Raw genomic sequence first — 25683 nt, 5'->3', positions numbered from 1 at the left:
CTCCCCTCATCGCCTCGGCATATCTCTCCGACGGGGAGAAGGAAAAGACGATACTATTCGAAGCGGAAGGCCAGGCGCTTGCCGGTGAGTTTGCCGAGTTGCTGCAGGCGCCCGTCGAGGCGCTCGCCGGCAAAATCGCGATATTCCGGTGGAACCACGAAGTCGAGGTCGACATCCGGATCTCTCGACCGCTGGAATGTCAGGTTCCTGACGACGCCAGGCATTGACGCCGAAAACAGATAGACGACGCGCAGAAGGCCGCCCAGCAGCTTGGCACGCTCGATGAAGAGAGGCGTCGCGATCGTCGCCAGCGGACCGGTGGCGCTGTCGTCGCTCAGGCCCTCGTAGCGGTAATAGCTAGTGAGGGCGAGAAATGCACGACCGGCATGGGTGATGCCGACGAAGGAGGAGTTGGCGATAACGTTGAGCGCCTGCAGGCCGCGATAGTCGGGATGGGCACGCCAGCTGATGTCGGCCAGCAGGCACGCAGCCTGGCGATAGCGGTTTTCTTCCTCGGTCTCATTGACCCCGAAGAAGGGCATCATGCGACCCGTCCAGTCTGCAAGCTCCCGCGCGTGCTCCGGCGAACGGGCGCGCAAGATGGCGAGTTCTCCGGCAGCGGCCAGCAGGGGGTCGGCATGGCGCTCGTGCTCGTTGAGCAGCGAATAGAGATAGCCCTCGCGCACGCCCTGCGACGAGAACGAGATACGCGCCGGCTTCATTGCCAGCAGGACTTCCTGCAGCGCAATGGCGCCATAGGGCAGCAACGAGCGCCGAAACTTCGAGACGGACTGGAAGATCGGGTCCTTGCTGTCCTTGGCGACGGCCACCTGATCGAGAAAGCGCAGCATCTCGTCGAGCGGCAATTCATAGCCCTGCATCATGTGAAGCGGATAATCGCGGACCTGCATGTGCAGCTTGGCAATGTTACGCCAGGTGCCGCCGACCGCATAGAAGGTGCGTCCCTCGCCACCGCCGAGCAGTTTTGCGGTGCGGACGTGCTTGCGGGCAAAGGTATGCGCCTTGGCGAGCGACCCGTCGGCATATTCGGACAGTCGCAATCCGCCGAGCGGCAGGGTGATCCCCTGGCCGAACTTGTTTCCCTTGATGTCGATCAATTCCAGCGATCCGCCGCCGAGATCACCGGCAATTCCGTCCGCAGCGTGGAAACCGCTGATGATGCCATAGGCGGAGAAAAGCGCCTCCTCCTCGCCCGACAGCACGCGCACCTTGCGGCCCAGAATGGTTTCCGCCTGATGGATGAAGTTGGGGCCATTGCTGGCCTCGCGGGCAGCCGCTGTCGCCAACACATACATGGTACGGGCGCGTGCCTGGTCGGATAGAGCCCGAAAACGGTGCAGCGCTGCCAGCGCGCGCAGCACGCTCTGCTCGTCCATCTTGCCGGTTAGCGCCAGACCCTTGCCGAGGCCGCAGAGGACCTTTTCGTTAAACAGGATCGTCGGCGAACGCGACAGGCCTTCATAGACGACAAGCCGCACGGAATTTGAGCCGATGTCGACGACGGAAACGGGGGCAATTCCGGGAAGGCGCCCCTGAGCTTCTGATTCCACCATGCGATTCCAGCTATGACTTCCGGCGCGACAACAGGCCGGCAATGAGTTTCGGCGCACTGGACTTCAGGGCCTCGCCGCGCCCGGACAGGCTCGGATTGGTCATGAAATACTGCTGCGCGTTGAACGGCTCTTTCCCCTTGCGCACTTCCATGCGCCTGGAGGTACCGTCGGGCAATATCTCGTAGCTCTGCTGGTTGTCAATCAGGTTGCCGAGCATGATCTGCGACAAAACCTGCTCGTGTACTGTAGGGTTAAGAAGTGGCACCAGCGTTTCGACGCGCCGGTCGAGATTTCGCTGCATCATATCGGCAGATCCGATGTAGACCAGAGCCTTGTCCGATGGCAGGCGATGACCGTTGCCGAAGCAGAAGATGCGGCTGTGCTCGAGGAAGCGGCCGACGATCGACTTGACGCGGATATTGTCGGAAAGCCCGGCCACCTGCGGCCTGAGGCAGCAGATGCCGCGAATGACGAGGTCGATCTCGACGCCTGCATAGCTGGCGCGATAGAGCGCATCGATGATCTCGGGGTCGACCAGCGAATTCATCTTCATCCAGATCGCGGCAGGACGCCCCTCGCCTGCGTGAACGATTTCCTGCTCGATGTGCTTGAGGATACGCGAGCGCAGCGTATAGGGCGAAACCGCGATCTCCATGCTCTCGGCCGGCTCGCCATAACCGGTGATGAAATTGAAGATGTTCGCCATGTCGTGGGCGATCTTCGGGTTGCAGGTGAAGTAGGAAAGGTCGGTATAGATCTTGGCGGTGATCGGGTGGTAGTTGCCGGTGCCGAGATGGCAGTAGCTGCGCAGCCTGCCCTCCTCGCGACGGACGACCAGGGACATCTTAGAGTGGGTCTTCAATTCAATGAAGCCGAAGACGACCTGCACGCCGGCGCGCTCGAGGTCGCGCGCCCAGCGGATATTGGCCTCTTCATCGAAACGAGCCTTGAGTTCGACCAACGCAGTCACCGACTTGCCCATTTCCGCAGCGTCGATCAGGGCGCGAACGATAGGGCTGTCGTTGGAGGTTCGGTACAGCGTCTGCTTGATCGCCAGCACGTCCGGGTCGCGCGCCGCCTGGATCAGGAACTGGACGACGACGTCGAAGGATTCGTAAGGATGGTGGACCACCATGTCCTTCTCGCGGATGGCAGCAAAACAGTCGCCCGCATGCTCGCGCACGCGCTCCGGGAAGCGGGCATTGTAAGGCTGGTAGCGCAGGTCTTCACGCGGCGCCTTGGTGATTTCGGACAGCGTGTTCAGCGCCAGCAGACCGGGCAGCACGGCAACACGATTGTCCGGCACACTGAGCGCCGTCACGACGAAGTGTCGTAGCGGGGCAGGCATTTCGGAATCGGTCTCGATGCGGATGACCGAACCGCGACGGCGACGCTTCAGCGCCGTCTCGAAGAACCGCACCAGGTCTTCGGCCTCTTCCTCAACCTCGATGTCGCTGTCACGGATAAGCCGGAAGGTGCCGGATCCCTGTACCTCGTAACCCGGATAGAGACGATGGATGAAGATGTTCACCACGTCCTCAAGCGTGATGTAGCGAATGACGCCATTAGCGTCCGGCAGACGGATAAAGCGATCGAGCGCCGGCGGCAGGCGCAGCAGCGCCGTCATCGCTTCATGGCCGCGCATGCTGTTCAGCTGCAGGGCGATGGAAAAGCCTAGATTGGGGATAAACGGAAAGGGATGGGCCGGGTCGATCGACAGGGGCGTCAGCACGGGAAAGATCGACTGGTCGAATTCGTTGGCGAGCCACTGGCGGTCAGCCTCGGACAGCGCAGCCGCACGGACGATGAGAATGTCTTCCTTGGCAAGGTACTGCTGCAGGACGGCGAGCGAGGCCTGCTGCTCCATCTGCAGGTTGTCGATCTCCCTCAGGATGTCGTTCAGCTGCTCGGCCGGAGTCTTGCCATCAGGACTGCGCACGACGATGTTCTGGCGCACCTGGCCTTCGAGGCCTGCGACGCGGACCATGAAGAACTCGTCGAGGTTGGCGGCCGAGATCGACAGGAAGCGCACGCGTTCGAGCAGCGGATGGGCGGTGTTCAAGGTCTCTTCTAGGACGCGCCGATTGAACTGCAGCCACGAAAACTCGCGGTTGATGAAGCGTTCCGGACTGTTCATCAGATCGCTGATCGGCGGCTTCGCAACGATCTCCGGTTCGCCTTCCTCCGGAAGTTCTGCGACTGAAGACTCCATATGCACTTGCCCCTGTTTGTCTGCGTTGGACATCAATTTGACGAAGAAACTGTCACAGTCAATCACATTGAATCGAAATTGCCCAATTCATTCAATACCTCAGACGCGAGTCCTCGCGTGATGCGGGTGCCGCGAGACAAGGCCAGGCGATCCAGCCGGTCGACAATGGTCTGGGCGGCGCCAAGCGAACGCTCCATGCGGCCGACGATATACAGGACCAATTTGTCATCGATATAAAGCTGGCGGTCGGCGAACAGCTTGACGATGACCTGCGACAGCAACTCCTCATCGGGCTCGCCGATCTCGACGGTCGTTGCCGCCTTGAGACGCGAGATCAGGTCCGGAAGTGTCACCGGCCAGGAGATCGGCCACAGCCGGCTTGTGATCATCAGGCTGGTGCGGTTTTCGCGGACGCTGTTGATAACATGGAAGAGTTCGGTGTCGTCGAAGCCCGCTCTGTCCGCATCCTCGAAGATCACCGGTCCCGCAGCCGCTGCAAGCGCGGCATGCCCCCCCTTGAGGGGGTGGATCTCGACGGCGCCGCTTTGCTCGCGCCAGATGCTGGCAAGATGGGATTTGCCGGAGCCGACGGGGCCTGCGAGGATGACCACGGGCGACGGCCAGGCGGGCCAGCTGTCGACGATGGCAACGGCTGCCTGCAGCCGTGCGGATACGCGCAGGTCGTCGCGGCCGCTGGCGGCATCGTGAACGAATGCCAGCGGCAGCTGCTCGGCGCCGCGGCGCCTCGGATCAGCCTTCCTCACATCGCTCATGGTCGCTTTATTTCTCGATGTTGCTGTCAATAACCTTGCGCGCCGGCAGGATCAGCGTGCGTCCATGGTAAAGGTCGCTCTCAAGATACCGCGAAAGGGCGAAGCGGACAAGCACGCCACAGGCGGCCGCTGCCGGCACGGCGATCAGCAGTCCGACAAAGCCGAACATTATACTGAAGGCAAACAGGGCAAACATCAGCCAGACCGGATGCAGGCCGACGCTCGAGCCCACCAGCTTCGGCTGCAGGATATTCCCCTCGAGGAACTGGCCCGTGAAAAAGACGGCCAGCACCAGCGCGATCCAGGGATAATCAGGCCAGAACTGCACCAGCGCGACGCCGGCGGCGAGAAACAGGCCCACCAAGGAACCGACATAGGGAATGAAGCTGATCATACCCGCAAACATGCCGATCAGCAGACCGAAGTTCAGGCCGACCAGCGACAGGCCCACGCCGTAGTAGACGCCAAGAATGATGCACAACGACCCCTGGCCACGGATGAAGCCGGCGATTGCCTGATCGATCTCGCGGGCGATCTGGCGGACGGAACCGACATGCTCGCGCGGGATCCAGGCATCGACCTTGGCAATCATGCGATCCCAATCGAGCAGCATGTAGAAGGCAACGACGGGTGTGACGACCATCAGCGAGACGATGTTGACCAGCGCCTTGCCGGAGCTCCAGAGCTGCCCAAAAAGTCCGGCAACGAAGCTGACGCCATCCGACATGATCGTCGAGATGTTGTCCTTGATCGTGCCTGCCTGATTGCGGATCCACTGCGGCACGATCGAGTTCTGGGTGTTGGTGATGAACTGCTGGAACTGCTCCACGTAGCCCGGCAAATGCTGGAGAAAGTCGTTGAACTGGTTGACGATGATGGGGATCAGAATCGTCAGCGCCAGCGCAAAGATCAGCACGAAAACGACGAGGATGACGAGGGTCGCCATGGTTCGGCTGAGACCGCGACGCTCAAGCCAGTCGGCGACCGGATCGAGAAAATAGGCGATGGCCATGCCGGCGATGAAGGGCAGCAGGATCGAGCTGAACAGGAAAAGGAAGGCAATGAAGAAAGCAAGGATCGCGAGCCAGAAAAAGACCTGCCGCTTCAGATCGGTGACGCTCGATGGTTGTTGCTCCATGATATTCCTGATCTTTGCTGCTGGTGACGTTGAATTAGCACATAGGATAGCCGCTCAACTAGCGTCAAGATGATAACGGGCAATGGCGGGATCGGGCGACGGTCGGCGAAAATCGGGGGTTTGATCGCCAACGCCTTGCATAAAGAGACTTGCCATGCAATGGCGACCCGGTCAAAACCCTATTGCCAGGGCGCAAGAGCGCCGACCGGAGACGCAGCATGAGCCAGTCGGGAAAAAACGGCCTTACCTATAGCGACGCAGGCGTCGACATAGATGCCGGCAACCTCCTCGTCGAGAAAATCAAGCCCGCGGTGCGCTCGACGCGCCGGCCCGGTGCGGATGGCGAAATCGGCGGTTTCGGCGGCCTGTTCGACCTGAAGGCCGCAGGCTTTACCGACCCGATCCTGGTCGCTGCCAATGACGGCGTCGGCACCAAGCTGAAGATCGCCATCGACGCCAATTATCACGACACCGTGGGCATCGATCTCGTCGCCATGTGCGTCAACGATCTGGTCGTCCAGGGCGCAGAGCCCTTGTTCTTCCTCGATTATTTTGCTACCGGCAAGCTCGACACCGACCAGGGAGCAGCCATCGTCGAAGGCATTGCTGCCGGCTGCCGCGAGGCAGGTTGCGCGTTGCTCGGCGGCGAGACGGCTGAAATGCCGGGCATGTATTCGGATGGCGACTACGATCTCGCCGGCTTTGCCGTCGGTGCTGCCGAGCGCCACCAATTGTTGCCGACGCGCGATATCACCGAAGGCGACGTCATTCTCGGACTTGCCTCCTCCGGCGTCCATTCGAACGGCTTCTCGCTGGTCCGCAAGATCGTCACGCTGTCCGGCCTCGCATGGGATGCGCCTGCCCAGTTTGCAGAGGGAAAGACCCTCGGCGAGGCGCTGCTGACGCCGACCCGGATCTACGTCAAGCCACTGCTGAAGGCGATCCGCGAGACCGGTGCGCTGAAGGCGTTGGCCCACATCACGGGTGGCGGCTTTCCGGAAAACATACCGCGCGTGCTGCCGAAGAACCTTGCCGCCGAGATCGATCTTTCCGCCGTCAGGGTGCCGCCCGTCTTCTCGTGGCTGGCCAAGACCGGTGGCGTCGAGGCTAACGAGATGCTGCGCACCTTCAACTGCGGCGTCGGTATGATCGTCGTCGTTGCAGGCGAGAATGTCGATCGCGTCACGCAAGCCCTCGAGGCTGAAGGCGAAAGCGTTATCGTTCTCGGCCGGATGATCGCTCGTGCCGAGGGCGCTGCAGGCACCGTCTACAAAGGAACCCTCGCCCTATGAGCGAAATGCGCAAACGCGCCGTCATCTTCATCTCCGGCACCGGTTCCAACATGATGTCGCTGATCAAGGCGGCACAGGCGCCTGACTATGCTGCCGAAATTGTCGGCGTCATTTCCGACCGGGCCGAGGCCGCTGGCCTTGCCAAGGCGCAAGCGGAAGGTATCCCGGCCTTCGCCATCCCGCGTGTCGACTTCAAAAGCAAGGAAGCCCATGAAGCGGCCATTCTTGAGCGGCTCGACGAGCTTCAACCAGACATCATCTGCCTTGCCGGCTACATGCGGCTGCTGACCGGCGATTTCATCAAGCGCTACAAGGGGCGGATCATCAATATCCACCCCTCCCTCCTGCCACTGTTTCCCGGCCTGAACACCCACCAGCGGGCGCTGGACGCCGGTATGAAGATCGTCGGCTGTACCGTGCATTTCGTCACCGAAGGCATGGATGAAGGCCCGGTCATCGGCCAGGGTTCGGTCGCGGTGCTGGTCGACGATAACGCACAGACGCTGGCTGCCAGGGTGCTCACCATCGAGCACCAGCTCTATCCCCTCGCGCTCAGACTGATTGCCGAGGGCAAAGTGCGGATGGAAAAAGGCGTCACCGTCACCACCAACGAGGCCGGCGGAACGCTGATCCCACCCGCGCTGAAGAAGCTGATCGCCCTGCTGGTTGATCCCGACAAGGCCTGACAGGCGGCTTTTCCCGCTTTCAGGCGACCAGCGCCGGATGCAGGTGGAGCGGATGCAGCGTGCCGTCGCTGTAAACCACGCGGCCATTGCGGAATGTTGCCCGGACACGCGGCACGGCACCGGGCTCAACGGCGATCAGATCGGCCTTCTGCCCGACAGCAATCTCGCCCCGGTCCATCAGGCCTGCTGCACGCGCCGGATTACGGGTTGCCATTGCGACGGCTGCAGAAAGGTTGCCCTCCAACGCATCGGCGATCTTGAAAGTCGCGGACAGGAACGCGGCCGGATGGTAATCGGCAGCAATGATGGTCAGCAGTCCGGCGCGGGCGGCATCGAGCGCACTGAGGTTGCCGATCATCGACAGGCCACGCAGTGCATTCGGGGCACCCATCAGCGTCCACAGCCCGAGCCGACGGGCTTCCTCTGCAGCTTCGAGCGTCACCGGAAACTCGCTGATGGTGATGCCGAAACCGTTCATCTCGACCACTTTGGCCGCACTGTCGTCATCATGGGAGGCGAGCGAGATGCGGTGCTTCAGCGACAGATCGGTGATCTCGCGCAGCCGTTTGTCAACCTCGGGATTGTTGCGCCGTTCGACGCGCAGGGCGACGACTTCGGCCGCAGCCTCTGCCGAAATTCCCCGCTGCGCGGACATCCGCTCCTTATAGGCTTCGACGTCGTTGTACTGTCCCTGGCCTGGCGTGTGGTCGGTCAGCGACACCATGTCTATGAGATCGTCCTCGATGAGCTTTTCGAGCACCGGCGAGGCTGCGAGGTTGGTGATTTCGTAGCGGGCATGGACGCGGTGATCGACGAGCAGGCCAGCCTTCAGACGATGGATGCCCTCGATGATGGCGCGGGTATTTTCCAGCGAGCGGATATGGCCGTAGACGCTTTCGGTCGCGAATGACAGCGCGGCGTAGGCGGTGGTGATTCCCGAGGCCGCCAGCTTCTTGTCGAGTTCGTGGATACCGAAATCGATCGGCATCATCGCATTCGGCCGCGGCGCGATCTCGCGCTCGATCATGTCGCCGTGCAGGTCGACGAAACCGGGCATCAGCAACCTTCCGCCGCCTTCGAATGTGGCTTCCTCCACGGGTTCTGCCCTGATCTCGGCAATCGCCCCGTCATCGATCCGGACGGCGCCGTTGTCGATCACTTCATCGGCAAGGACGAGCTTGAAATTGTTGAGCCACATGGGAATCTCCTTGGCGTATGCCGGCATGTCGAGGCGCAGCCCTTAACCGTGGTCGATGACCGTTGCATGAACGTCGGCGACCGAATGAGCGGAAGCACTCAGACGAGACGGTCGCGGTTCAACCCGGCCCATTGCAACAGCATAATCGTCTTGCCATCGATGATGGCGCCGGTCTCTATCATCGACAGCGCCTCCGATAGCGGCACTTCCATGACCTCGATATCCTCGTGCTCCTCGACCAGTCCACCGCCTTCCGACAAGCGATCGCCGGTGTCGATGACGGCAGCGAAGAAGTGGACGACCTCGGTCACTGCACCCGGTGCCATATAGGCCTTGAACAGGAACCTGACGTCCCGCACGCGATATCCCGTTTCCTCCATCGCCTCGCGGCGAATGGCCGCCTCCGGCTCCTCGCCGTCGAGAAGGCCGGCCGGCGTCTCTATCATCCAGCCGGGGTCGCCGTTCAGATGGGCAGCAAGGCGGAACTGGCGGACGAGCACGACAGTCTCCTTGTGGGGATCGTAGAGCAGGATCGTGGCCGCAGGGGTGCGATGGTAGATCTCGCGCTTCAGGCGGTGGGTTGCTCCATCCGAGGCGGTGTAGTCGATGTCGTAGCTGCTGAGTTCGGTCCAGCCCTTCGACAGCGTGGTCTGCGCGACGATTGCCACGCCGGCTTTGTCAAACTTCGTCATTGGGCATCCCTGCGCAGCCAGACCTTGTTGTCGTGGACGGCAGCGCCGCCATAGGGCGCGACAGGATCGGCCCCAGTCAGGACATTGATCCCCTCGCCGTCGACATGGGCGCTATTTGGCCAAAGTCCCTCGGCAATCAGTACGCCCGGCTTAACCTCTGTGGTTATGCGGGCATGAAGGCGGATGTCGCCCCTGACATTGCCGATACGCACGAGGTCGCCATGAGCGATGGCATGGGCTTGCGCATCGCTCGGATTGATCATGACTTCCGGGCGACCTTCCTTCTGTCGCGAGGTCTTGGTCTCGGCAAAGCTGGAGTTCAGGAAGTTTCGGGCCGGCGATGTCGCCAGCCGGAAAGGATGCTCGACATCAGCGACCTCGATCACGTCGACCTGATCAGGAAAGGTCGGCAATTCCGCATGCGGACCGAGCAGGCCGATCGATTTGGGCGGACGGTTCGGCGCAGGCTGATTGCTCCAGTCCGGCCGGAAGCGAAACTTGCCGTCGGGATGAGCAAAGCCGTCGATGAAATGCGCCTTGTCGAAATCCGGCTGGCGATCGAACCACTTGTGCTCGAGAAAATAGTCGTAATCCGGAAGTTGGCTATCGGCCAAGATGCGGTCCACCATTTCACGGGCCGTGAAGCCGAACCCCGGGCGGTCGGCGACGCCGAGGCGTTTGGCGAGTTCCTCGATCACGAACAGATTGCTGCGCACCGTTTCCGGCGGCTCGACCAGTTTTGGGCCGAGCAGGATGTGGTTCTGGCCGCCGGCGCGATAGATGTCGTCGTGCTCGACGAACATCGTCGCCGGCAGGACGATATCGGCCATCGATGCCGTGTCGGTCATGAATTGCTCGTGGACGGCGACAAACAGGTCGTCGCGGGCAAAGCCGCGCTTCACCAGCCGCTGCTCGGGCGCGATATTGACCGGATTGGTGTTCTGGATCAGCATCGCGGTGACCGGGCCGCGATGGCGAAGGGCTTCGGCATCGCCCGTCAGCGCCCGGCCGATCTGCGACTGGTCGATCATCCGGATATCCTCGTCCTTCATGGCGCGGCCGGTCAGTTCGGCGCTGCTCATCTGGAAGATATCGCTGTTGGAATGGAAGGCGCCGCCGCCCTCGTATTGCCAGGAGCCAAGCACGGTGGCGATCGAGGCTGCCGCATGCATGGCGATGGCGCCGTTGCGCTGGCGGGTAAAGCCGTAGCCGAGGCGGAAATAGGACTTCTTCGTGCGGCCGACGAGCGCACCGAAAGCCTCGATCTCCTCGACCGTCAGCCCGGTAATGTCGGCGGCCCATGCCGGGGTGCGGGTCTTCAGATGTGCCTCGAGGCCAGCCGGATCGTCGGCGTATTTTGCCATATACGCGCGGTCGGCATAGCCGTCACGGAAGGCGATGTGCATGACCGCGCAGGCAAGCGCTGCGTCGGTGCCTGGCTTGACGATCAGCGCAAGGTCCGCCTGCTTCATCGTCGGATTGTCGTAGATATCGATGACGACGATCTTGGCGCCACGTTCCTTGCGCGACTTGATCGCGTGGGTCATGACATTGACCTGGGTGACCACAGCATTGGTGCCCCAGATCACCACGCAATCGGTACGCCCCATCTCGCGCGGGTCGGGACCGCGCAACACGCCGGTCGCCATGGTAAAACCGGTCCAGGCCGGGTTGGTGCAGATCGACGAAAAGAACCCCGAATAGCGCTTTGCATGGCGCAAACGCTCGATCGAATCGCGCTGCACCCAGCCCATGGTGCCGGCGTAGAAATAAGGCCAGATGGCTTCGCTTCCGTCCTTCGCCTCCGCCTTGACAAAGGCGTTGGCGATCTCATCCAGCGCCGCCTCCCAGGAAATGTCTCCCCAGCGCCCCTCGCCCTTGGCCCCAAGCCTGCGCACCGGCTTCATCAGCCGGTCGGGATGGTAGAGCCGCTCGGCGTAGCGGGCGACCTTGGCGCAGATGACGCCTGCTGTGTAGGAATGATCGCCTGAACCGCGAACACGACCGATGCGGCCATCCTCGGAAATCTCGACGTCGAGGGCGCAAGTGGACGGACAGTCGTGCGGACAGGCGGTGTGGCCGATTCTCGCTTTTGCCGGAATGGGGGTCGCAATGTTCATCGCAACTGTATATTTCAAGGCGAGGCCGGCAAAAAGAGCAAAACCGGTGCATCGCAACATTTCATGCAGGCATCACCGAAAATGAATTATCGGCACATCTACCATGCGGGCAATTTCGCCGATGTTTTCAAGCATGCGGTCCTGGCGCGGCTTGTCCGCTACATGCAGGCGAAGGACAAAGCCTTCCGGCTGCTCGACACCCATGCCGGGATCGGCGTTTACGATTTGTCGTCGGAGGAAGCCCAGAAGACCGGCGAATGGCTGGATGGCATCGGCCGGGTGATGGCCGCCGACCTGCCAGCCCAGGCGGCCGAACTGCTCGAGCCGTACCTCACAGCCGTCAATGCACTCAATCCGGATGGCGGGCTGCAATTCTATCCCGGCTCGCCGAAGCTGGCGAGCCTGCTGTTCAGGCCGCAGGACCGCCTGTCGGCGATGGAACTGCACCCGGAAGACGCCAGCCGGCTGCACCGGCTGTTCGAGGGCGACCACCAGGTGCGCGTCACGGAACTCGACGGTTGGTTGGCGCTCGGCGCCCATCTCCCACCGAAGGAAAAGCGCGGCATCGTGCTTGTCGACCCGCCATTCGAAATCGAAGGCGAATATGACCGGCTGGTCGATGGTCTGGCGCGCGCCTATCGCCGCTTTCCAGGCGGCACCTATTGCCTGTGGTATCCGCTGAAGAAGGATGCGCCGATCAAGGCGTTTCACGAGGCGCTACAGGCGCTCGAGATCCCGAAAATGCTGTGTGCCGAACTTGCCGTGCGCACCGAACGCGATTTCACCGGCTTGTCAGGTTCCGGCCTGATCGTTGTCAATCCGCCCTTCACGCTCAAGGACGAGTTGCACGCCCTGTTGCCGGTGTTGAAGGATATCCTGGCACAGGACCGTTTTTCCTCCAACCGGGCCTTCTGGCTGCGCGGCGAACAGCCGAGCCGCAAGCCCGATGCCAACGAAGACATCTGAGAGTTCCCTTCCCGTTCAGGAAAGACAGCCATGAAGCTCCTCTGCTCGTCGACATCGCCATACTCGTCCAAGGTCAGGATGACGGCGCGCTATCTGGACATCAAGCTCATCGAGATCAACGTCGACACCAATGCCGGCCCTGCAATTCTCCTCGACAACAACCCGCTCGGTAAAATTCCCACACTGATTACCGACGACGGTCTTTCTGTCTTCGACAGCCGCGGCATCAACCATTATTTCGGGCGGATGGAAGGCAAGCGGCTTTATCCCGGCAGCCAGGCCAAGCGCACCAAGGCCGATGTCCTCGAGGCACTCTGCGACGGGACATGCGACTGCCTGCTGTCGATCATCTACGAGCGGCGTTTCCGCACGGAAGAGAAGGTGTTCCAGCCGTGGATCGACCGCCAGTGGGCCAAGGCCCTGCGAGCGCTTACCTACCTCAACGAAGACACACCGAAGATCGGCCGCAAGCTGAACGGCGGCCATTTTGCCATGGCTGCGATGCTGGGTTACCTGCAGCTGCGATTCGCCGGAGAGTGGGAAGACGATCACAAGGCACTGATCTATTGGCTGCGTGACTTCGAAAAGCGCTTTCCAGCATTTCCGGAATTGAAGCCGCAGTAGGAGGTTTTGACGCCGCCGCCCCGGTCAAGATTGGCTGGCGCGATAGCAAACGGCAGGGTTTCGCTGCCGACCTTGCCTTCTCACAGGCCTAGAAACGAAAAAAAGCCGGGGCGAACCCGGCTTCCTCCGTAACATCAGACCAAGTCTTAGAACTTGTAGCCGATACCGACCTTGACGCTATTTTCGTCGTAGCCGCGCGATACGCTGCCGGAGTCGAGATCGAAGTTCTTCTTGCCGTAGTCGGTGTAGCGATATTCGAGGCGGGCAGAGATGTTGTTGGTAACCATCGTTTCGGCACCAGCACCAACCGTCCAACCGACAGCCGTCTTCTTGTCAGAAGAAGTCGCGTCGGACATCTTGTTCTGGCCTGCAGCGACACCGGCCGTGCCGTACAGCATGAAGGGGTTGAAGTCATAGCCGAGGCGAGCACGAACCGAACCGTTGGTTTCGTTCTTGCCTGTGATGCCGTTCTTCGTGCTGTCGGCACCGGAGTAGCCTACGTCACCTTCGACACCGTATACGATCTGGCCGTCCTGCCAGTTGTAGCCCGAGTAGACCTGGCCGCCAAAAGCGTCAGCGCTGCCGCCTTGGCCCTTGATCTTGCCCATGTTGTAGGTGCCAGCCGCGCCGAGGTAGAAGCCGGCCCAGTTGCTGACCTGGGGGGCGTCCTGAGCGACGGGAGGCTGAGGAATCTGTTCGACAGCGTCGGCAGCCATAGCAGCCGAGAAACCACCGATAACGAAAGCCGAAGCCATGAGGGTCGTGATGATGTTACGCATACTTTTATTCTCCTAATAATCTCGTTCCGTCGCCTACTGTCCTAGCGTTCGAACGGTCCGAGCAATTCCTGGATATTCCCTCCCGGATGACTGTAAATTGGAATGCAATTGCGGATTTGGAAGAGCTAAATTGTGAAATCATTGTGGCAACCGAATGGCTGAAATTCGATGTTGCTTTAACGCCACAGGACAATCGTTAACCATAACAAATTATTAAAGAGACTATACTTAATTTTACTCAAATATATCTCAAGATTTACCTAGAACATTCGCCTCGCCCAACCCTGCATCGGAGTGGCTTCCTATGGTCTATCGGCTCCCTATATAAGTGCTGATCCGACCAACGCAGTGAAAAGGCGACACTTTGACCGATAACAAACTCCGAACCGCGCTGATCACCGGCGCTTCCCGCCGGATAGGCAGTGCAATGGCCCGGGATCTCGCGTCTAACGGATTCAATATTGCAATTCACGCAGATACATCGATGGTCGAGGCGGAAGCCTTGGCGGCGGAATTGAGGCTTCGTGGCATAAAGGCAATTGCAGTCAAGGCCGACCTGCAAAATAATAACGAGGTCTCAAGCCTTGTCGAACGGACGGTTTCGGCCCTCGGGCCACTGGACCTCCTGATCAACAATGCCTCGACCTTCCGCTCGGATACGGCTGACGCCTTCGATGCGGAGGCATTCGAGGCGCATTTCGCGGTGCATGTCCGGGCACCCTCCATCCTGGCGGCCGAATTTGCCCGCCAACTTCCGGTGAGTGTGCCCGGACTGACCGTCAATATCATCGACCAGCGGGTCTGGGCTCTCAATCCGCGTTTCTATTCCTACACGCTTTCCAAGGCGGCGCTCTGGACGGCCACTCAAACCCTCGCCCAGTCTTTTGCGCCGCGAATCAGGGTCAACGCGATCGGGCCGGGCCCGACACTTGCCAGCAGCCGGCAGGCGCCGGAGGATTTCCAGGCGCAGATCGACGGCCTGCTGCTGAAGGCAGGCCCGGGGCTCGATGAATTCGGCCGGGCGGTCCGCTTTCTTTTTGACACGCCTTCGATCACGGGCCAAATGATTGCCCTGGATGGAGGCCAGCATCTGGCCTGGGAGACGCCTGACGTGCCGGAGACCGCTGAATGAATGCCAGAAAGCTGCCCGAGGGCGGCGTTCTCTACGACGAATCGGACGATACCGACGACGACATCGAGGTAGAGGGCGGCGGCATCGCCGTCCCTGCCCTGACTGTTGCCGTCGACTGGAACGAAGGCGGAAAGAACGAGACCGGGCTGAAGGGCGCCGAACTCATCGGCGAGTTCGTCAAGCGGCTGCCGAATGCGCCGGGCGTCTATCGCATGTTCAACGAGGCGGGCGACGTGCTCTATGTCGGCAAGGCCCGCAGCCTGAAGAAGCGCGTCAGCAACTACGCTCTCGGTCGCGGCCACTCGAACCGGATCGCCAAGATGATCCGCGAGACGGCGAACATGGAGTTCGTCACGACCCGCACCGAAACCGAAGCGCTGCTGCTGGAGGCCAACCTCATCAAGCGGCTGCGGCCGCGCTACAACGTGCTGCTGCGCGATGACAAATCCTTTCCCTATATCCTGATTACCGGTGATCATCGGGCACCCGCCATTTTCAAGCATCGTGGCGCGCGCAGTCGTAAGGGCGCCTATTTCGGCCCCTTTGCCTCGGCCAGTGCCGTGGGGCGGACGATCAACTCGCTGCAGCGCGCTTTTCTGATCCGCACCTGTACGGACAGCGTCTTCGAGACGCGTACCCGGCCCTGCCTGCTGCACCAGATCAAGCGCTGTTCCGCCCCCTGCACCCACGAAGTCAGCGACGACGGCTATGGCGAACTGGTGCAGGAAGCCAAGGATTTTCTGTCGGGCAAAAGCCAGAACGTCAAATCGCACATTGCCGATGCGATGAACGTGGCGGCCGAGAACCTCGATTTCGAAAGCGCCGCCGTATATCGCGATCGGCTTTCGGCTTTGTCGCATGTGCAGAGCCATCAGGGCATCAACCCGGCCGGCGTCGAGGAAGCGGACATCTTCGCCATCCACCACGAGGGCGGCATATCCTGCATCCAGGTGTTCTTCTTCCGCACCGGCCAGAACTGGGGCAACCGGGCCTATTTTCCGCGCGCCGACCCATCGCTCTCAGGTGCCGAAGTACTGAATTCGTTCCTGGCGCAGTTTTACGACGACAAGCCGGTGCCGCGCCAGATCCTGCTGTCGGAGACGGTCGAGGAAATCGAGCTCCTGGCGGCGGCGCTGTCGGAAAAGGCCGGCTACAAGATTGCCATCCTGGTGCCGCAGCGCGGCGAGAAGAAGGACCTGGTCGACCACGTCGTCGGCAATGCCCGCGAGGCGCATGGCCGCAAGCTGGCCGAGACCGCCTCGCAGTCGCGGCTTCTCGAAGGCTTCAAGGAGACCTTCAAGCTTCCCTATGTGCCGCAGCGCATCGAGATCTACGACAACTCGCACATCATGGGCACCAATGCCGTTGGCGGCATGGTCGTTGCCGGACCGGAAGGTTTTGTCAAAAGCCAGTACCGCAAGTTCAACATCAAATCGACGGAGATCACGCCCGGCGACGATTTTGGCATGATGCGCGAAGTGATGATGCGGCGTTTTTCGCGCCTGTTGAAAGAGGAAGGCCTGCCGGACCGGACCAAGGCGCAGAGCGAGGATGCGGTCGACCTGCCCTTTCCGGCGTGGCCGGACATCATCCTGATCGACGGCGGCCAGGGACAGATGACGGCTGTGCGGGCGATTCTCGACGAACTCGGCATCACCGATAGCGTCATTGCCATCGGCGTCGCCAAGGGCGTTGACCGCGAGGCGGGCAGAGAACGATTCTTTCCGCCGTCCGGTGACAACTTCACCCTCCCTCCGCGCGACCCGGTTCTCTATTTCATTCAGCGCCTGCGCGACGAGGCGCACCGGTTTGCCATCGGATCGCACCGGGCACGCCGCAAGAAAGAGTTCGTCAAGAATCCGCTCGACGAAATCGGCGGCATCGGCCCTTCCCGCAAACGCGCACTGCTGCAGCACTTCGGGACGGCAAAGGCCGTTTCGCGGGCCGGCTACACCGATCTGCTTGCCGTCGAGGGGATTTCCGAGACCGTGGCGAAGATCGTCTACAATCACTTTCACGACGACGCCGCGAAATAAAAGCGGCAGGTCGCAAATTCTACGCAATGACGGCGGAAAAACTGAAACAATATTGACGCTATAGAGCAATGACCGTCATTCTACCCGGACGCTCCAACGAAACGATTTTCATGGCATCGCGCGCATATAACATTCCGAATCTCCTCACCTACGGACGCATCCTCGCTGTGCCGCTCATCGTCATCTGCTTTTTCGTCGAGGGAAAGCTTTCGATCAGCAACACGGCGCGCTGGGTCGCCCTGTGGATCTTCATCATCGCCTCGATTACCGATTTCCTCGACGGGTATCTCGCCCGCATATGGAACCAGACATCGAATATCGGCCGCATGCTCGATCCCATCGCCGACAAGCTGCTGATCGCCTCGATCCTGCTGCTGGTCGCAGCCGACCAGACGATTGCCGGCTGGTCGCTGTGGGCGGCGATCATCATCCTCTGCCGCGAAATTCTGGTGTCGGGACTGCGTGAATATCTGGCGCAATTGAAGGTCAGCATCAGCGTGCCGGTGACGCGTATCGCCAAATGGAAGACGACGGCGCAGATGGTGGCCATCGCCTTCCTGCTGGCGGGCCCCGCCGGCGAGGAAATCCTGCCGCACACGACGGAGATCGGCATAGCGTTGCTGTGGATTTCGGCGATCCTGACGATCTATTCCGGCTACGACTATTTCCGTGTCGGCCTGAAGCACATCGTGGACGACGAGGGATGACCAAACTCGTCTATTTCGCCTGGGTGCGCGAGCGGATCGGCCGTGGCGAGGACGAACTGGTTCTTCCGGCCGCTGTGATTACCGGTGCCGATCTCCTCAATCATTTGAAGACGCTAGGCGAAGAGTACGAGATGGCATTGGAATTTCCGGATGCCATCCGAATTGCCGTGAATATGGAACATGTCGAGCATGACGAGAGCATCGTCGGCGCGCGGGAGATTGCATTGTTTCCGCCGATGACAGGCGGCTGACGGGGATGGGCGACGTTCCACCCATTCTGCCAACGATCCGCGTCCAGCGTGACGATTTCGACCTGCAGGCGGAGGTGGCGAAGCTGTCGCAAGGACGCCACGAGATCGGCGCCGTCGTCACCTTCTCTGGCCTCTGCCGGGACGAAGGTGCCAGTCTCGCGGCGCTGGAACTCGAACATTATCCTGGCATGGCCGAGGCCGAGATGGAGCGAATCGCCACCGCTGCCATTCAACGCTTCCAACTGCGCGGCCTGACGGCCATCCACCGCTTCGGCCGCATCCTGCCCGGCGAAAACATCGTGCTTGTCGTCGCCGCCTCAAGCCATCGGCAGGCCGCCTTCGACGGCGCCAACTTCGTCATGGATTTCCTGAAGACGGCGGCCCCCTTCTGGAAAAAGGAACATGCAGCCGACGGCAAGGCCGGAGACTGGGTGGCGGCTCGCGATGCGGACGATGCGGCGCGGACGAGATGGACGGCAGACAGGTGACGCTCAGGGAATGACCCGCTCCCGCCGGCTGCTGACGAGCAAAACAACCAGCAGCGTGAACACCATGAGATCGCGCCAGAGCAGCGGCCCGTAGGCGCTCCACAGCGTCTCCGCAAATGCCAGCGCCGCTGCGCCGCCCGCCGATTTCAGCGGATTGCCGTAACCGCCGACCGAAGCGATCAAAAGCACCTTCAATCCGAACATCATCCCGGCGCCGAAATCCATGGTGCCGTAGTAGGACGTCGACAGCAGCCCGCAGACCGTGGCAATCAGAGTTGCGCTGCCATAGGCCGTGAGAAAGACCCGGCTGGTCGACAGGCCGCAAAGTTCGGCGGCCAGCGGCTCCTCATTGACGGCGCGCCAGATGCGCGCCCAGGCGGTATAGCGCAGCACCGCCGCGCCGCCGAGGACGATCGCTGACATGAGGACCGTGTCCAGCAGCTGGATTTCCGTCAGCGTCACCGGGAAGCTGATGTCGTTCCAGAGCACCACCGGTGCATTGAGGAACGGCGGCAGCCAGCGCGGCCGGCTGCCCATCGCCAGCGACGCAGTCTCCATCAGCACGATCAGGACACCGAAGGCGGCGACGATCACCGTGTTCGGCGATGTCTTCGCCAGCGGCTGGATGACAGAGCGACCAATGAGCAGACCCGCGCCGAGCGTGTAGGCGGAGGCAAGTACCGCCCCGAATGCCAGCGCTGCAGGCAGAACGAGGATGAGCCTGTTGTAGCCGACATCGCTGAACAGCAGCAACATCTGGCCGGCAAAGGCGAACAGCGCACCATAGGTGATATCGGGCCGCCTGGTGACACCGAAGGCAATGGCATAGCCGAAAGCCAGGGCAGCATAGAGTGCTGCAAGCGGCACTGCGTTCGCCAGTTGCTGAAACAGATAGGCCATGCCGCCCCTCCCCACGATACAAAGAATAACTGGCAAAATAGCTTTTACCAGTTATAATTTCTCGCATGAGCTTTTCCTGGACCCCACATCGCTTTTCCGGTGGCGCGCTTGCGCTCGATGTCGCCAACAGCGTCATCCTGCGACACGACGAGACACGCAGCATCGACCGCTTTGCGACACCGGCATACCTCGACGACTTTGCGCCTGCGGCTGCGCAATTTTGCGCGGAACGGGCCCTGTTCGGCGACATCAAGCCGCTGAGACCCTCGGAGGCCACCGCATTCCTGCATCTGCGGGAAGCGATCGACGGCCATTTCCGGGCGCTGGTGCTGGGGACGACGTCGGATGCGCTGCTGGCCGATCTGCTCGCGGCCATGGCCACATGTTTGCGCAATGCCGCCACGCCGGACGGTCTCGCCAGCGCCACCGTCCATTCGACGCTGCGGCTTCTCGCGACCCCGGAACAGGACCGCATGAAAATCTGCGGCAATTGCGGCTGGCTGTTTGTCGATCGCAGCAAGAACCGCAGGCGCAGCTGGTGCGACATGGCCGTCTGCGGCAACCGGGTAAAGGCAAGCCGGCACTACAGGCGCAAGAAGCAGGAGGTGCCGTCGTGAGAACCAGAGAGATATTCGCAGTCATCATGGCACTGCTGGCGGTGGGTGGTTGCCAGCGGCAGGACACCGACGGTCCGACCGAACTGAACGGCCGTCACTTCATCTTCAACTACCGCGTCTCGACTGCGACCTACCTCGTCAATCTTGCGCTGAAGGCTGATATCCCGGAGGGCAGCTTTGCCATTGCCGAATTTGAAAACCCGATGGGTGGCGATCCGCTGGTGGTGAGGGAGAAGATCTTTCCGCTCTGGGACAAGATCACGCTGCAAAGCCCCGCCGTCCACTGCGTCCGCAAGGATCGGCCCTATGCCGTTAACATCCGGCTGGTGGATGGCGACGGCAAAACATTCCAGACCATCAAGACGCAGGTCACATCGGATGTCGATCAATCGATCCTGACGGCCAAGCCGCTGGTCGTAGGGCCCGGCTATACCGTCAATCCGGACCTGGTAAGGCCGGATGGCAGCATCGACTTCTCGCCTGAAAAATGCCCCGCCGGCTGATCGCAGGCACGAAAAAGCCGGGACGCGAACGACCCGGCTTTCGACAATTACTTCAATGGCTTCGGCAAAGATGCCGAGAGCTTGATTCAGCCGACGATTTCGGTGCCGGAGAACCAGTAAGCGATTTCTTCGGCAGCGGTTTCGGGAGCGTCCGAACCGTGAACCGAGTTCTCGCCGATCGACAGGGCGTGCAGCTTGCGGATCGTGCCTTCGGCAGCGTTAGCCGGGTTGGTTGCGCCCATGACTTCGCGGTTCTTGAGGATGGCGCCTTCGCCTTCGAGAACCTGAACGACCGTCGGGCCAGATGTCATGGAGTCAACGAGTTCGCCGAAGAAAGGACGATCCTTGTGCACGGCGTAAAAGCCTTCGGCCTCGCGCTTGCTCATCCAGACGCGCTTGGAAGCAACGACCTTGAGGCCGGCATCTTCGAGAATCTTTGTGATCGCGCCGGTCAGGTTGCGCTTGGTTGCATCAGGCTTGATCATCGAAAAGGTGCGTTCAGTGGCCATGGTTTAAATCCTTCGTTTTACGTCAAAAGTTGGCGGTCTTTACCCGCCTGCCCGCCTGAAAACAAGGGGGATGCGGCAATTTCACGGGACCGTCACAGTCGTCTGGCTGCAACCGCCCGTTAACCCCGCAAGGCAATACCCTCGAAAACCCGCGCCTTCCCGGGCAGCCTTAAAGCCGTTTTAACCCGGCAGGCCGCAAATCGAGAGCGGCAAGCCGATGGCCAGGCGCAGGACGACCACGAGCAGGACAGAGCGATGAAACATCCAACGCCAGGCGCTGCCGCAACTTCGGCCAATTCGATGCTCGGCCCGGTCGACCTCCAGAAGGTCGGCCACGCCATGGCCAAGCTCAAGGTCCGCGGATTGCCGCGCAATTACCAGCTTTTTCACGAGGCGCTGTTCGGCGCCGACCGCAGCCTATCGAACGAGATCACCATGCTCGGCAGCCAGCCATCGCAGGCCATGCTTGACGAGATCGGCCTCAGGTACCGTCTTGTCAGCCATTGCGGGTTGGTTGCCGAGAACACCCAGTCAGAGACAGCACGGATGCTGCGCGACGTCGCCGGGCAACTGGCCGAGGGGCTGAAGCACAAGCAAAGTTTTGTTCAGGCCGTCGAAACGGTGACACAGTCTGTCAACGAAGACCCGATGCAGAGCCTCGCTGCATTTTCCGCCGAGATGGATTTCCTCAACGCCTCGCTGACCAACCTGATGATCTACGAAACCGGGCTTACGGAGAAGCTGACCGACCAGATGGACAGGATCGACACGCTGGAAAAGGGTAACGCGGCAATCCGCACAGCCGTTGCCACCGATCGCATCACCGGTCTGCCCAACCAGATCGCCCTCATAAACCGGCTTATAGAATTGTATGAGGAGGACAGCGCCTTGGGGATTGCTCTGGTCATGGTCGATATCGACGATTTCGGGGCATTCAACGCCAAGTTTGGACCGCAGGCCGCCAATCACCTGCTGAAGAAGCTGAGCGGACTTTTCCGCAAGAGCATCAAGAAAAACGATCTCGTCGTTCGCATGACAGGAGACGACTTCTGCTTCCTGGTCACAGACGTGAATACCGAAGGCGCCCGGGCAATCGCGGCACGGCTTCGAACATCGGTCGAGGAAACGCTGGTCTATGCGACTTCCGACAAGAGCGATCCGGGCCGGCTCAGTATCTCTGCCGGCATTGCGCTCAGCACCGACGCTCCCTCGGCCGCCCAGCTGATGGCCCACGCCGAAGCGGCACTTGCCAGCGCGCAAGCCAACCGCCGCCAACCGATACAGCTGTTCAGCCAGGACGCGCGCCCTTAAACCTTCGGCGGACTGTTTGCCGTCGCGCGAGCCGTATTGCAGCGCACACTCTTGCCTTCAAGGGCAAGTTCGGTCAAAACCGCCCCATGATCACGCTCAACAACATTTCCGCCCGCATCGCCGGGCGCCTTCTCATCGACCAGGCAAGCATCGCGCTGCCGGCCGGCATCAAGGCCGGCTTCGTCGGCAAGAACGGTGCCGGCAAGTCGACGCTCTTCAAGATCATCACCGGTGACATGGAAAGCGAGACGGGCAACGTCTCCATTCCGAAGAACGCCCGCATCGGCCAGGTCGCGCAGGAAGCGCCGGGTACGGAAGAGCCCCTGCTGGAAATCGTGCTGAAGGCCGACAAGGAGCGCGAGGCGCTGCTGGCCGAAGCCGAGACGGCCACCGACCCGAACCGCATCGGCGAAATCCACATGAGGCTGGCCGACATCGGCGCCCATTCGGCGGAATCGCGGGCTGCCAGCATCCTTGCCGGCCTCGGCTTCGACGCCGAGGCGCAGATGCGTCCGGCCTCAAGCTTTTCCGGCGGCTGGCGGATGCGCGTGGCACTCGCCGCCGTGCTGTTTTCCGAGCCCGACCTGCTGCTGCTCGACGAACCTACAAACTATCTCGACCTTGAAGGCACGCTGTGGCTGGAAGACTATATCAGCCGCTATCCGCACACCGTCATCATCATCAGCCATGACCGCGACCTGCTCAACACCGCGGTCAACGCGATCGTTCATCTCGACCAGCAGAAGCTGACCTTCTATCGCGGCTCCTACGACCAGTTCGAGCGCCAGCGCGCCGAAGCCAACGAGTTGCAGACGAAGGCCAAGGTCAAGAACGATGCGGCGCGCAAGCATCTGCAATCCTTCATCGACCGCTTCAAGGCAAAGGCCTCCAAGGCCCGCCAGGCGCAGAGCCGCGTCAAGGCGCTGGAGCGCATGGGCACCGTCTCGTCGGTCATCGAGGACAATGTCCAGGGCTTCAAGTTCCCCGATCCGGAGAAGGAAGCCGCCTCGCCGATCATCGCTATCGAAAGCGGCTCCGTCGGCTATGCGCCCGGCAAGCCAATCCTGCAGCACCTGACCCTGCGCATCGACACCGACGACCGCATCGCGCTGCTCGGCTCGAACGGCAACGGCAAGTCGACATTCGCCAAATTCATCTCCGGCCGCCTTCCGGGCTCACCGGGTTCGGTCAAGACAGCATCGGGCCTCAAGATCGGCTTCTTTGCCCAGCATCAGCTGGACGACCTCATTCCCGAGCAGACGGCCGTCGAGCATGTGCGTCGCCGCATGGCCGGCGCCACCGAAGGCAAGGTCCGCGCCCGCGTTGCGCAGATGGGCCTTGCCACCGCCAAGATGGAAACTGCCGCCAAGGACCTGTCGGGTGGTGAAAAAGCCCGCCTGCTGATGGGGCTTGCCGCCTTCGACGCGCCGAACCTTTTGATCCTCGACGAACCGACCAACCATCTAGATATCGACAGCCGCAACGCGCTGATCCAGGCGCTGAACGAATATTCCGGCGCCGTCATCCTGATCTCGCATGACCGCCATCTGATCGAAGCCACTGCCGACAGGCTGTGGCTGGTCAAGGACGGCACCGTCATGAATTATGACGGCGACCTCGAGGATTATCGCAACACCATCGTCGCCGCATCGCGCGGCGGCAAGGGCGGCAAGAAGAGCCCGGAAGACAAGGCCAACAAGGCCGAGCAGCGCAAGGCCAACGCCGACAAGCGCGCCGCAAACGCGCCGCTGAAGAAAAAGATCAACGATGTCGAGGCTTTGACCCAGAAACTGCAGAAGCAGATTCAGGCTCTCGACCGCGAACTGGAAGATCAGGAGATCTACGACAAGTTTCCTGACAAGGCCGCAGCCAAGGTTAAGGAACGCGCCGACCTGATGGCCAAGATCGCCAAGAGCGAAGAGCAGTGGATGTTGCTTTCGGACGAATACGAGGCAGCGATGGCTGGGTGACCGCCAGCGTCGCATCTCCTCCAGGCAAGCAGGCGCACCTTGATGTAGCCTGTTTGCTTTTCCGCTCCCTCCCCAGTCTGAAGGACGTGTGGTCGCGCCGATCAACCCAACGTTGATGCCGATCGGCAACAGTCGCCAACATGCGCGCGGGGACCACGGTGGCATCTGCGGGCGGGCCGCGTTCGTCAACACCTCGTTAACCATAATCAGAAAATATCGTCTCAATATTCCTCCCTTGATTGAGCGATTCCCATGTTTTCACGTCCTGTTGTCGCCGGCCTCCTGGCCAGCCTGATGCTCGCCGGCTGCGCGACAAAACCGACGACAGAGATGTCGCTGAAAACCTCCTACGCACCGGGCGCTACTGTCACTGCGCCGCTCAAGGCCCACGATCCCGTGGCCATGGAGCCGACCGCCTGGGGAGGCTACTGGCACCATCTTGCCGGTCGCACACTGACGGTCTCGTCCCTTCACGACCTGAAGCTTGCCGACAAGGAAGTCATCCTCACCTTCGACGACGGCCCGATGCCGGGAAAGACCGAGAAAATTCTTGCAACACTCGACCAGTTCGGCGTCAAGGGTGCCTTCATGATGGTCGGAGAGATGGCCGCCGCCCATCCGGCGATTGCCCGCAAGGTTCTCGACGACGGCAATGCCATCGGCAGCCATACCTACCGCCATCCGGATCTCGCAAGGATGAGCTTCGACATGGCCATAGCCGAGGTCGTCAAAGGCGAGAATGCCGTCTCGAAAGCTATCGGCACCGATGTCAATTTTTTCCGCTTCCCCTATCTCGCCGACACGAAAAGCCTGCGCTCGGCGATTGCCCAGCGCGACATGATCGTCATGGATGTCGATATCGACAGCAAGGATTATTTCACCGTCAAGCCGGCTGTTGTCCTCGAGCGGACCATGGAGGAACTGCATCGGCGCGGTCGCGGCATCATCCTCATGCACGATATCCACCAGCGCACAGCGATCATGCTGCCGGGCCTTCTCAACAGACTTGAGAAGGAAGGCTACAAGGTTGTTACTCTCCGCTACGGGCGTGACGCGGCACCGGGCAACGTCATTGCCATGGCCGATCTGAAAATGAGCCGCTAAGGCGCCGCTCGCACCAAGCCCGGCCTTGCTCGCGGCCCGCATTCTGATACAAACAGCTCAAAAATAATCATACTTTTTGAGTGAAACACCGGAACGCGAGC

At 61.0% G+C, this 25683-nt stretch carries 24 protein-coding genes; 14 read left to right on the top strand and 10 right to left on the bottom strand.

The window, feature by feature from the left end; genetic code table 11:
- Window positions 1–53 precede the first annotated feature (53 nt).
- From ppx to PR017_RS04455, 4 genes are all read right to left on the bottom strand, one after another.
- Window positions 54–1574 carry an exopolyphosphatase gene (ppx, locus tag PR017_RS04470; RefSeq protein ID WP_111220483.1) on the bottom strand — a complete coding sequence of 507 codons (1521 nt, stop codon included), beginning with the start codon at window positions 1572–1574 and terminating at the stop codon, window positions 54–56.
- Window positions 1575–1584: 10 nt separating this feature from the next.
- A complete protein-coding gene (locus tag PR017_RS04465; RefSeq protein WP_111220482.1) occupies window positions 1585–3786 on the bottom strand; it encodes an RNA degradosome polyphosphate kinase in 2202 nt (733 codons plus the stop codon).
- Window positions 3787–3848: 62 nt separating this feature from the next.
- Window positions 3849–4559, bottom strand: coding sequence for a DnaA regulatory inactivator HdaA (gene hdaA, locus PR017_RS04460; RefSeq protein ID WP_111220481.1), 711 nt, complete (start codon window positions 4557–4559; stop codon window positions 3849–3851).
- Window positions 4560–4566: 7 nt separating this feature from the next.
- Window positions 4567–5697, bottom strand: coding sequence for an AI-2E family transporter (locus PR017_RS04455; protein WP_111220480.1), 1131 nt, complete (start codon window positions 5695–5697; stop codon window positions 4567–4569).
- A gap of 218 nt (window positions 5698–5915) precedes the next feature.
- Here PR017_RS04455 and purM point away from each other — a divergent pair, with 218 nt between their 5' ends.
- A complete protein-coding gene (purM, locus tag PR017_RS04450; RefSeq protein WP_111220479.1) occupies window positions 5916–6989 on the top strand; it encodes a phosphoribosylformylglycinamidine cyclo-ligase in 1074 nt (357 codons plus the stop codon).
- Entirely contained in the window at window positions 6986–7675 is a 690-nt protein-coding gene (gene purN, locus PR017_RS04445; RefSeq protein WP_111220478.1) for a phosphoribosylglycinamide formyltransferase, read from the top strand. Before purM ends, purN begins: the two co-directional genes overlap by 4 nt.
- 19 nt (window positions 7676–7694) lie before the next feature.
- On the opposite strand, the gene PR017_RS04440 is transcribed toward purN, so the two are convergent.
- From PR017_RS04440 to PR017_RS04430, 3 genes are all read right to left on the bottom strand, one after another.
- A complete protein-coding gene (locus tag PR017_RS04440; protein ID WP_111220477.1) occupies window positions 7695–8873 on the bottom strand; it encodes an alpha-D-ribose 1-methylphosphonate 5-triphosphate diphosphatase in 1179 nt (392 codons plus the stop codon).
- Between the two features lie 98 nt (window positions 8874–8971).
- On the bottom strand, window positions 8972–9565 hold the full coding sequence (locus PR017_RS04435; RefSeq protein WP_111220476.1) for an NUDIX domain-containing protein: 594 nt from the start codon (window positions 9563–9565) through the stop codon (window positions 8972–8974).
- Window positions 9562–11745 (bottom strand): molybdopterin oxidoreductase family protein, encoded by a 2184-nt coding sequence (locus PR017_RS04430; protein WP_111220475.1) that lies wholly within the window; start codon window positions 11743–11745, stop codon window positions 9562–9564. The genes PR017_RS04435 and PR017_RS04430 overlap by 4 nt, the downstream gene beginning before the upstream one ends.
- Window positions 11746–11766: 21 nt before the next feature.
- Here PR017_RS04430 and PR017_RS04425 point away from each other — a divergent pair, with 21 nt between their 5' ends.
- Both PR017_RS04425 and PR017_RS04420 read left to right on the top strand, forming a co-directional pair.
- Window positions 11767–12651 (top strand): 23S rRNA (adenine(2030)-N(6))-methyltransferase RlmJ, encoded by an 885-nt coding sequence (locus tag PR017_RS04425; protein WP_111220795.1) that lies wholly within the window; start codon window positions 11767–11769, stop codon window positions 12649–12651.
- 30 nt (window positions 12652–12681) lie between these two features.
- Window positions 12682–13275, top strand: coding sequence for a glutathione S-transferase family protein (locus tag PR017_RS04420; RefSeq protein WP_111220474.1), 594 nt, complete (start codon window positions 12682–12684; stop codon window positions 13273–13275).
- 146 nt (window positions 13276–13421) lie between these two features.
- Here PR017_RS04420 and PR017_RS04415 read toward each other — a convergent pair whose 3' ends face one another.
- Window positions 13422–14054, bottom strand: coding sequence for an outer membrane protein (locus PR017_RS04415; protein ID WP_111220473.1), 633 nt, complete (start codon window positions 14052–14054; stop codon window positions 13422–13424).
- Window positions 14055–14418: 364 nt separating this feature from the next.
- On the opposite strand from PR017_RS04415, the gene PR017_RS04410 reads away from it, so the two are divergent.
- The 5 genes from PR017_RS04410 (at window position 14419) to PR017_RS04390 (ending at window position 18668) form a co-directional block, all read left to right on the top strand.
- Window positions 14419–15186: an SDR family oxidoreductase gene (locus PR017_RS04410; protein WP_111220472.1), complete on the top strand. Its 768-nt coding sequence runs from the start codon at window positions 14419–14421 to the stop codon at window positions 15184–15186.
- Window positions 15183–17222 carry an excinuclease ABC subunit UvrC gene (gene uvrC, locus PR017_RS04405; protein WP_111220471.1) on the top strand — a complete coding sequence of 680 codons (2040 nt, stop codon included), beginning with the start codon at window positions 15183–15185 and terminating at the stop codon, window positions 17220–17222. Before PR017_RS04410 ends, uvrC begins: the two co-directional genes overlap by 4 nt.
- A 110-nt stretch (window positions 17223–17332) precedes the next feature.
- The gene (gene pgsA, locus PR017_RS04400; RefSeq protein WP_111220794.1) at window positions 17333–17929 is read left to right on the top strand and encodes a CDP-diacylglycerol--glycerol-3-phosphate 3-phosphatidyltransferase; all 597 of its coding nucleotides are present in this window, start codon (window positions 17333–17335) and stop codon (window positions 17927–17929) included.
- Window positions 17926–18180: a molybdopterin converting factor subunit 1 gene (gene moaD / locus PR017_RS04395; RefSeq protein WP_111220470.1), complete on the top strand. Its 255-nt coding sequence runs from the start codon at window positions 17926–17928 to the stop codon at window positions 18178–18180. Before pgsA ends, moaD begins: the two co-directional genes overlap by 4 nt.
- Window positions 18181–18185: 5 nt before the next feature.
- Window positions 18186–18668 (top strand): molybdenum cofactor biosynthesis protein MoaE, encoded by a 483-nt coding sequence (locus PR017_RS04390; RefSeq protein ID WP_111220469.1) that lies wholly within the window; start codon window positions 18186–18188, stop codon window positions 18666–18668.
- A gap of 3 nt (window positions 18669–18671) precedes the next feature.
- On the opposite strand, the gene PR017_RS04385 is transcribed toward PR017_RS04390, so the two are convergent.
- Window positions 18672–19568 carry a branched-chain amino acid ABC transporter permease gene (locus PR017_RS04385; RefSeq protein WP_111220468.1) on the bottom strand — a complete coding sequence of 299 codons (897 nt, stop codon included), beginning with the start codon at window positions 19566–19568 and terminating at the stop codon, window positions 18672–18674.
- Between the two features lie 65 nt (window positions 19569–19633).
- Here PR017_RS04385 and PR017_RS04380 point away from each other — a divergent pair, with 65 nt between their 5' ends.
- Both PR017_RS04380 and PR017_RS04375 read left to right on the top strand, forming a co-directional pair.
- Window positions 19634–20185 (top strand): CGNR zinc finger domain-containing protein, encoded by a 552-nt coding sequence (locus PR017_RS04380; protein ID WP_111220467.1) that lies wholly within the window; start codon window positions 19634–19636, stop codon window positions 20183–20185.
- The gene (locus PR017_RS04375; protein WP_425070014.1) at window positions 20182–20688 is read left to right on the top strand and encodes a hypothetical protein; all 507 of its coding nucleotides are present in this window, start codon (window positions 20182–20184) and stop codon (window positions 20686–20688) included. Before PR017_RS04380 ends, PR017_RS04375 begins: the two co-directional genes overlap by 4 nt.
- A gap of 86 nt (window positions 20689–20774) precedes the next feature.
- Here PR017_RS04375 and ndk read toward each other — a convergent pair whose 3' ends face one another.
- On the bottom strand, window positions 20775–21197 hold the full coding sequence (gene ndk / locus PR017_RS04370; RefSeq protein ID WP_111220465.1) for a nucleoside-diphosphate kinase: 423 nt from the start codon (window positions 21195–21197) through the stop codon (window positions 20775–20777).
- A gap of 255 nt (window positions 21198–21452) precedes the next feature.
- Between ndk and PR017_RS04365 the strand changes: the two genes are divergently transcribed.
- The 3 genes from PR017_RS04365 to PR017_RS04355 all read left to right on the top strand — a co-directional run bounded on the left by PR017_RS04365 (window position 21453) and on the right by PR017_RS04355 (window position 25582).
- Window positions 21453–22508, top strand: a complete 1056-nt coding sequence (locus PR017_RS04365) for a GGDEF domain-containing protein (RefSeq protein ID WP_240538996.1) — start codon at window positions 21453–21455, stop codon at window positions 22506–22508.
- An 86-nt stretch (window positions 22509–22594) separates the two neighbouring features.
- Window positions 22595–24478 (top strand): ABC-F family ATP-binding cassette domain-containing protein, encoded by a 1884-nt coding sequence (locus tag PR017_RS04360; RefSeq protein ID WP_111220464.1) that lies wholly within the window; start codon window positions 22595–22597, stop codon window positions 24476–24478.
- A gap of 252 nt (window positions 24479–24730) precedes the next feature.
- Window positions 24731–25582 (top strand): polysaccharide deacetylase family protein, encoded by an 852-nt coding sequence (locus tag PR017_RS04355; protein ID WP_111220463.1) that lies wholly within the window; start codon window positions 24731–24733, stop codon window positions 25580–25582.
- Window positions 25583–25683 lie beyond the last annotated feature (101 nt).

The sequence above is a fragment of the Rhizobium tumorigenes genome (assembly GCF_003240565.2).
Classification (GTDB): domain Bacteria; phylum Pseudomonadota; class Alphaproteobacteria; order Rhizobiales; family Rhizobiaceae; genus Rhizobium; species Rhizobium tumorigenes.
Note: the sequence above shows the minus strand (reverse complement) of the source record. Positions and strands in the feature narration are given on the sequence as shown.